Source organism: Streptomyces sp. NPDC002057 (assembly GCF_040296665.1).
GTDB lineage: Bacteria > Actinomycetota > Actinomycetes > Streptomycetales > Streptomycetaceae > Streptomyces.
This window is the reverse complement of the sequence record NZ_JBEOXR010000038.1, coordinates 71,806-79,313: the sequence shown is the minus strand read 5'-3', so window position 1 is coordinate 79,313 and position 7,508 is coordinate 71,806. Positions and strand designations below refer to the sequence as shown.

The 7,508-nt window shown below is 73.1% G+C and carries 5 protein-coding genes; all 5 read right to left on the bottom strand.

The annotated features are described in order from the left end of the window. Window positions 1-61 precede the first annotated feature (61 nt). Window positions 62-1,021: an ABC transporter substrate-binding protein gene (locus tag ABT129_RS26060; RefSeq protein WP_351906215.1), complete on the bottom strand. Its 960-nt coding sequence runs from the start codon at window positions 1,019-1,021 to the stop codon at window positions 62-64. 1 nt (window position 1,022) lies between these two features. After that, a complete protein-coding gene (locus ABT129_RS26055; RefSeq protein WP_351906213.1) occupies window positions 1,023-2,996 on the bottom strand; it encodes an ABC transporter permease subunit in 1,974 nt (657 codons plus the stop codon). A 202-nt stretch (window positions 2,997-3,198) separates the two neighbouring features. Next, the gene (locus tag ABT129_RS26050; protein WP_351906210.1) at window positions 3,199-4,278 is read right to left on the bottom strand and encodes a quaternary amine ABC transporter ATP-binding protein; all 1,080 of its coding nucleotides are present in this window, start codon (window positions 4,276-4,278) and stop codon (window positions 3,199-3,201) included. Continuing rightward, on the bottom strand, window positions 4,275-5,786 hold the full coding sequence (locus tag ABT129_RS26045) for a GMC family oxidoreductase (protein WP_502981908.1): 1,512 nt from the start codon (window positions 5,784-5,786) through the stop codon (window positions 4,275-4,277). The genes ABT129_RS26050 and ABT129_RS26045 overlap by 4 nt, the downstream gene beginning before the upstream one ends. A gap of 11 nt (window positions 5,787-5,797) precedes the next feature. Then, entirely contained in the window at window positions 5,798-7,309 is a 1,512-nt protein-coding gene (locus ABT129_RS26040) for an aldehyde dehydrogenase family protein (protein ID WP_351906230.1), read from the bottom strand. Window positions 7,310-7,508: the final 199 nt, after the last annotated feature.

Sequence of the window (7,508 nt, the reverse complement as noted above, 5' to 3'; positions counted from 1 at the left end):
GACCCGGCGTGCGCCGGGTCCGCCCCCTCTTCTCAGCTGTCCGCCGTACCGGGCCGGGAGGTCAGGACGGGAGCCAGGTCCGCCAGGTGGCCTCGTTCTCCTTCACCCAGCGGCCGGCCGCCTCCTGCGGCGACAGCTTCTGCTCCGCGATCATCAGGGCGACGTCGTTCTGCATCTCCGTCGTCCAGCGGAACTTCTTCAGGAAGGCGGCGGCGTCGCCTCCGCCGTCCGCGAAGCGGGTGTTGAGGAACTTCTGCAGCGGGGTGTGCGGGTAGGCACAGGCCACCTTCTCCGGGTCGGCGTCGCAGCCCTCCGTGTGGGCGGGCAGCTTCACCTCCGTCATCGGGACCTTCTCGAAGAGCCACTGGGGCTTGTACCAGTAGCTGAGGAACGGCTTGCCCTCCTTGGCGAACTGCTCGATCTGCGTGATCTGCGCCGCCTCGGAGCCCGCGAACACGACCTGGTAGTCGAGGTCGAGGTTGTCCACGAGCGCCTTGTCGTTGGTGACGTAGGACGGGGAGCCGTCCAGCAGCTGCCCCTTGCCGCCGCTCTCCGCCGTGCGGAACTCGTCGGCGTACTTGTTCAGGTTCCGCCAGTCGGTGACGTCCGGGTGCTTCTCGGCGAAGTACGTCGGGACGAACCAGCCGATGTGGCCCGTCACCCCGAGGTCGCCGCCCCGGGTGATCGTCCCCTTGTCGTCGATGTACCGCCGCTCCTGGTCCGGGTGGCCCCAGTCCTCCAGGATGGCGTCGACCCGGCCCTGGCTGAGCGCGTCCCAGGCGGGGACCTCGTCGATCTGGACGGTGTCCACCCGGTAGCCGAGCTCGTGCTCCAGCAGGTACCGGGCGACGGCGACGTTGGCCTGCGCGCCCACCCACGACTGTACGGAGAGGGTCACCGTGCGGGAGCTCTTCGCGTCGGCGTACGGGGAGGCCTGGCGGGTCATGTCGGCGGCGCCGCAGCCCGTGAGGACTGTCAGGGCGACGGCGGCCGCGAGTGCGGCGAAGCGGGTACGAGCCATCTCAGGCCCCCTTTCCGGCGGGGTCGCGGCGTTCCGTCGGCTGGGTGACGCGGTCGAGCATCAGGCCGAGGCAGACGATCGCGGCACCGGCGACCAGACCGGTCGCGAGGTCGCCCTGGGCGAGGCCGAAGACCGCGTCGTATCCGAGCGCGCCGCCGCCCACGAGACCGCCGATGACGACGACGGCGAGGACGAGCACGACACCCTGGTTGACGGCGAGGAGCAGCGCGGGGCGCGCGAGCGGCAGTTGGACCTGGAGGAGCTGCTGCCGCCCGGTCGCGCCGAGCGAGCGCGCCGACTCCATCGCGGCCGGGTCCACCGCGCGTACGCCCTGGGCCGTGATCCGTACGACGGCGGGCAGCGCGTAGACCACGGCGGCCGCGACCGCCGGGGCGCGCCCCACACCGAAGAGGGCCACGACGGGGATCAGGTACACGAACTGCGGCATCGTCTGGAAGACGTCGAGCACCGGTCGCAGCGCCCGCCCCAGGCGGGTGCTGCGGGCCGAGGCGACCCCGAGGGCCACGCCGATCAGCAGCGTCACGGCGACGGCGGCCAGGACCTGGGACAGCGTGTCGAGCGCCGGGTCCCACACGCCGAGCACGCCGATCGCGGCCGTCGCGAGGACGGCGGTGGCGGCGGTGCGCCAGGTGCCGATGAGCAGGGCGAGTGCGCCGACGGCCAGCAGGACGGTCCACCAGGGCAGCCACTGCAGTCCGTCGCGCAGGGGGTTGAGGACCCAGGTGGTGAAGCGGGCCGCCCAGTCGGCGGTGCCGCCGACGAGGGGAACGCCGGAGTAGAGGTGGGCGGTCATCCAGTCGACGGCCCGGTTGACGGGCTCGGCGAAGTCGACGGTCCACCCGGCGGGCCAGGTGAGCCGGTCGGACAGCCGGCCTGCCACGGCGACGGCGGCGGTCACCCCGAGGGCGACGGCCCAGCCGAGCCGGGCCCGGCGGGCCGGAGCCGCGCCGACGCGCGCCCCCGCCGCGGCGGTGACCCGGTCGAGTACGACGGCGAGCAGCACGATGGGCACGCCGGCGGCGAGGGCGGCACCGACGTCGACGGAGGCCAGCGCCTGGTAGACGCGGTCGCCGAGGCCGCCCGCGCCGATGACGGACGCGATCACGGCCATGCCGAGCGCCATCATGATCGACTGGTTGACCCCGAGCAGCAGCTCCTTGCGGGCCAGCGGCAGCCGGGCCGTCAGCAGCCGCTGCCTGCCGGTGGCGCCGAGGGAGGCCACCGCCTCCATGACGCCGGCGTCCGCGCCGCGCAGTCCGAGGGCGGTGAGCCGGGCCATGGGCGGGGCGGCGTAGACGACGGTGGCGAGGACGGCCGCGGGCACGCCGATGCCGAAGACGAGGACGACGGGCAGGAGGTAGGCGAAGGCCGGCAGCACCTGCATGGTGTCGAGGACCGGGCGCAGGATCCGGTGCATCCGGTCGGAGAGACCGGCGGCGAGCCCGAGGAGACCGCCGAGCAGCACGGACGCGGCGACGGCGACCACCATCAGGGCGAGCGTCTGCAGGGTGGGGACCCACATGCCGAGCACTCCGCACACGGCGAAGGCGGCGACGGAGGTCAGCGCGAGCCGGACGCCCGCGACGCGCCAGGCCACCAGGCCGGCGGCCGCGGTGACACCGGCCCAGCCGAGGGCGAGCAGCACGAGGTACACCGCGCGGACGGAGACGACCACGACGTTGCTGACGTGCCCGAGGAAGTAGAGGAACAGCGGGTGGCCGTCGCGGTTGTCGATGATCCAGTCGCTGGTGCGGCCGAGCGGCCCGGACAGGTCGACGGCGAACGACGCCGGCCAGCCGCCGCCGCCCAGGAGCACGGCGCCGAGGACGAGCGCGAGGACGGCGCCCGCGCCGATCACGCGGGAGCGGTGGCGCGCGAGGGCGCGCCGCGCACGGGGCCCCGCGTCGACGGCGGTCGTACGGCCGGGAGGAGCGGGGGTGACGGTGGCGGTCATCGGCCCCACCGCCCCGGGGCCGCGGCGTCGACACCGGACCGGGTACGGGAGTCGTCACCGGACCGGGTACGAGCATCGGCACCGGACTCGGCACGGGCATCGGCACCGGACAGGAAACGGGGATCGCGAACGGCGCCGGACCGGGCGTCGGTACCGGCTGCGGGCGTGCCGCCCGGCGGCGGCCACGTGGTGTGGGAGTACATCAGGCCACCGCCTTCCGCGTCACGGCCGGAGCGGCCTCGACCCCGGCGACGACGCCGAGGAGTCCCGCGTGGTCGACCACGCCGAGGCACCGGCCGCCGTCGACGACCCGCACGTGCTCGCCCGTACGGGCGACCGCGTCGATCGCCTCGTGGACGGTGGCGCCCGGGGCGAGGGCGGGGCCGGACTCGCTCTCGTCGGCCCGCGCGGGGCGCATCGCCGAGCGGACGGTCAGCACCTGTTCGCGCGGCACGTCCCGGACGAAGTCCCTGACGTAGTCGTCGGCGGGCGCGCCGACGATCTCCTCGGGCGTGCCGAGCTGCACGATGCGGCCGTCGCGCATCAGGGCGATGCGGTCGCCGAGCTTCAGCGCCTCGCTCAGGTCGTGGGTGATGAAGACCATCGTGCGTCCCTCCTCCCGGTGGAGGCGGACGACCTCCTCCTGCATGTCCCGGCGGATGAGCGGGTCGAGCGCGCTGAACGGCTCGTCGAACAGCAGGACCTCGGGGTCCACGGCGAGCGCGCGGGCGAGTCCGACCCGCTGCTGCTGGCCGCCGGAGAGCTGGCTCGGCCTGCGGTCCTCAAGGCCTTCGAGGCCGACCTTGGTGACGAACCCGGCCGCCCGCTCGCGCCGTTCGCGGCGTCCCACGCCCTGGATCTCCAGACCGTAGGCGATGTTGTCGAGCACCGTCCGGTGCGGCAGCAGCCCGAAGTGCTGGAAGACCATGGCCGCGCGGTGCCGGCGCAGCTCGCGGAGCCGGCCGGTGTCCATGGACAGGACGTCCTCGCCGTCGATGGTGAGGGTGCCCGCGGTGGGCTCGATGAGCCGGGTCAGGCAGCGGACGAGCGTCGACTTGCCCGAGCCGGAGAGGCCCATGACGACGAAGACCTCGCCCTTGCGGACGTCGAAGGAGACGTCGCGGACGGCGGCGGTGCAGCCGGTGCGCTCGCGCAGCTCGGCGGCGTCGAGGGTCCGGAGTTCCGGATCGGCGGGCACGCGCCGGGCCTTCGGTCCGAAGACCTTCCAGAGCTCGCGTACGGAGAAGACGGTCTCGGTGGTGTCCTGCGGTGAGTCGTTCATCGTCGGGTGCCTCCCAGCAGGTCCACGCATTTCTCGCCGACCATGAGGACGCCGATCATCGGGTTGACGGCGGTCATGGTCGGGAAGACGGACGCGTCGGCGATCCGGATGCCGTCGAGGCCGCGAATCCTCAGATCGGGTGAGACGACGGCGAGTTCGTCGTCGTCGGCCCCCATCCGGCAGGTGCCGGCCGGGTGGTAGACGGTGTGGGCGACATGGCGGGCGTAGGCGCTGAGCTCCTCGTCGGAGGTCACCTCCGGCCCCGGGCACACCTCGCGCTTCAGCCATCCGGCCAGCGGTTCGCTCGCCGCGATCTCGCGGGCGATGCGGATGCCGTCGACCAGGGTGCGGCCGTCGTAGTCGTCCTCGTCGGTGAAGTACCGGAAGTCGAGCGCGGGCTTGACCTCGGGGTCGGCGCTCGTCAGGTAGAGCCGGCCGCGGCTGCGCGGCTTGGGGATGTTCGGGGTCATCGACACGCCGTGCGCGGGCCGTTCGTAGCCCAGGCGCTCGGGGTTGTCGGTGAAGGGGATCTGGTAGAAGTGGAACATCAGGTCCGGCCCCTCGGCCTCCGGGTCCCGGCGGACGAAGAGCCCGGCGTCGGAGTCCATCGCGGAGTTCTCGGGGATCGGGCCGTGGGTCTCCCACACGATGACCGACTCGGGGTGGTCGAGGAGGTTCTCGCCGACGCCCGGCAGGTCGTGCGCGACGGGGATGCCGAGCTTCTCCAGGTCGGCCCGGGGCCCGATGCCGGAGTGCAGCAGCAGGCGGGGCGTGTCCACAGCTCCCGCGCACACGAGGACCTCGCGCCGGGCGCGTACGACGTGCTCCGTGCCCTCCTTGGTGCGGATGTGCACGCCGGTGGCGCGGGTGCCCTCCAGTTCCAGCCGGTACGCCCAGGTCTCCAGGGCGATGTGGAGGTTCGGCCGGTCCAGGAACGGGTGCAGATACGCGACGGAGGCGGAGGACCGCTTGTTGTTCTCCGGGTGGTAGGCGAGGTCGAAGAAGCCGACGCCCTCGTGGAAGGGCTGTCGGTTGAACCCCTCGACGCGCGGGACGCCGAGCGCGGTCTGCGCCGCGTCGACGAAGTCGCGGGCGATCGCGTTCCGGTCGGCCTCGTCGACGGGCACGATGTTGTTGCGCAGCCGGGCGAAGTAGGGGTCCATCGCCGCCGCGTCCCACCCCTCGGCACCGGCCTCGGCCCACTCGTCCCAGTCGGAGGGCAGGGGCTTGAACGCGATGAGGGTGTTGTGCGAGGAACAGCCGCCGAGGACGCGCGCCCGGCTGTGCCGGATGTACGAGTTGCCCCGGGGCTGCTCGGTGGTGGGGTAGTCGTAGTCGAGCTCGCCGCCGAGCAGGCCCATCCAGCGGCGCAGGGTGAGGACGTCGTCGCGGCCGACGTCGCTGGGGCCGCCCTCGATGACGGCGACGGAGACGTCCGGGTCCTCGGTCAGCCGGGAGGCGATCACGGAGCCGGCGGTGCCGCCGCCGACGACGACGTAGTCGTACATCTGCTCGTCGCTCACGCCTGGTCCCCCTTCTCCGTGGCGCCCGCGAACCAGCGCACGGGGCGCGGAGCGAGGTTCTGGTAGATGTGCTTGGCCTCGCGGTACTCGGCGAGACCCGTGGGGCCCAGTTCGCGGCCGATGCCGGACTTGCCGAAGCCGCCCCATTCGGCCTGCGGCAGGTAGGGGTGGAAGTCGTTGATCCAGACGGTGCCGTGGCGCAGCCGGGCCGCGACCCGCCGGGCCCGTGCCTCGTCGGAGCTCCAGACCGCTCCGGCGAGGCCGTATTCGGTGTCGTTGGCGAGGGTGACGGCCTCCTCCTCGGTGCGGAAGGTCTCGACGGTGAGGACGGGCCCGAAGATCTCCTCGCGGACGACGCGCATGCGGCGGTGGCAGCGGTCCAGGACCGTGGGCCGGTAGAAGTAGCCGGGGCCGGCCGGCCGCTCGCCGCCCGCCCGCAGGACGGCGCCCTCCCCGAGGGCGGAGGCCACGTACCGCTCGGTCCGGGCCAGCTGGGCCGCGGAGACCAGCGGACCGCACTCGACGCCCTCGTCGGTGCCGCGGCCGAGGCGGATCCGTCCGGCCCGGCGGGCGAGTTCGGCGACGAAGCGCTCGCGGACCGACTCCTCGACGATGAGGCGGGAGCCCGCGGAGCAGACCTGCCCGCTGTGGATGAAGGCGGCGTTGAGCGCCTGGTCGACGGCGGTGTCGAAGCCCTCGGGCGTCGCACAGGCGTCGGCGAAGACGACGTTGGGGTTCTTGCCGCCCAGTTCGAGGGCGATCTTCTTCACGCTCTCGACGGCCGCCCCGGCGACCTTCCGGCCGCTGACGAGACCGCCCGTGAACGAGACGAGGTCCACGTCGGGGTGCTCGGCGAGCCGGGCGCCGACGGTGTCGCCGGGACCGGTGACGATGTTGGCGGCGCCGAGCGGCAGGCCCGCCTCCAGGAGGAGTTCGACGAGTACGACGGTGGTCAGCGGGGTGATCTCGCTGGGCTTGACCACGAACGTGTTGCCTGCGGCGAGGGCCGGCGCGATCTTCCAACTCGCCTGGAGCAGCGGGTAGTTCCACGGGGTGATGAGGGCGCAGACCCCGACCGGCTCGTGCACCACGACGCTGCGGATCTCGTCCGAGCCGGCGTCGACGACCCGGTCGCCGCTCTCCTTCTCCACGAGGTCGGCGAAGTAGAGGAAGGCGTCGCGGACGCAGTCGACGTCGACGCGGCCCTCCTCCAGCGTCTTACCCGCGTCCTGGCTCTCCAGGGCCCCGATCCGCTCGCGGTCGCGCTCCAGGAGGTCGGCGACCCGCCGCAGCAGGGCGGCCCGCTCGGCGATCGGCGTGCGCGGCCAGGTGCCGTCGTCGAACGCGGCGCGCGCGGCGGCCACGGCCTCGTCGGTGTCCTGGACACCGCCCTCCGCCACGACCGCGAAGGCGGTCGCGTCGACGGGGTCGATGATCTCGCGCGTGGCGCCGGAGAGGGCCTCGCGCCACTCTCCGCCGACATGGATGGTCTGTTGTACTGCGGTCACGTCGTGCACGGCCCTTCGTTCCTTGAATCCCCCTGCCGGAGTACCGGCGGTTCGGCCGCCTGCCCTGGGCCCCTGGATCCATGCGCAATGCCTTGCGGAGAGTGGTCCTCCTCACGCGCAAACAGTGCGTAAAACGCCGATACAGGACAGGCCTGGGGGCGGTGACAGGACAGATCCGGGGAGCGGTGCCGGTGCCCGC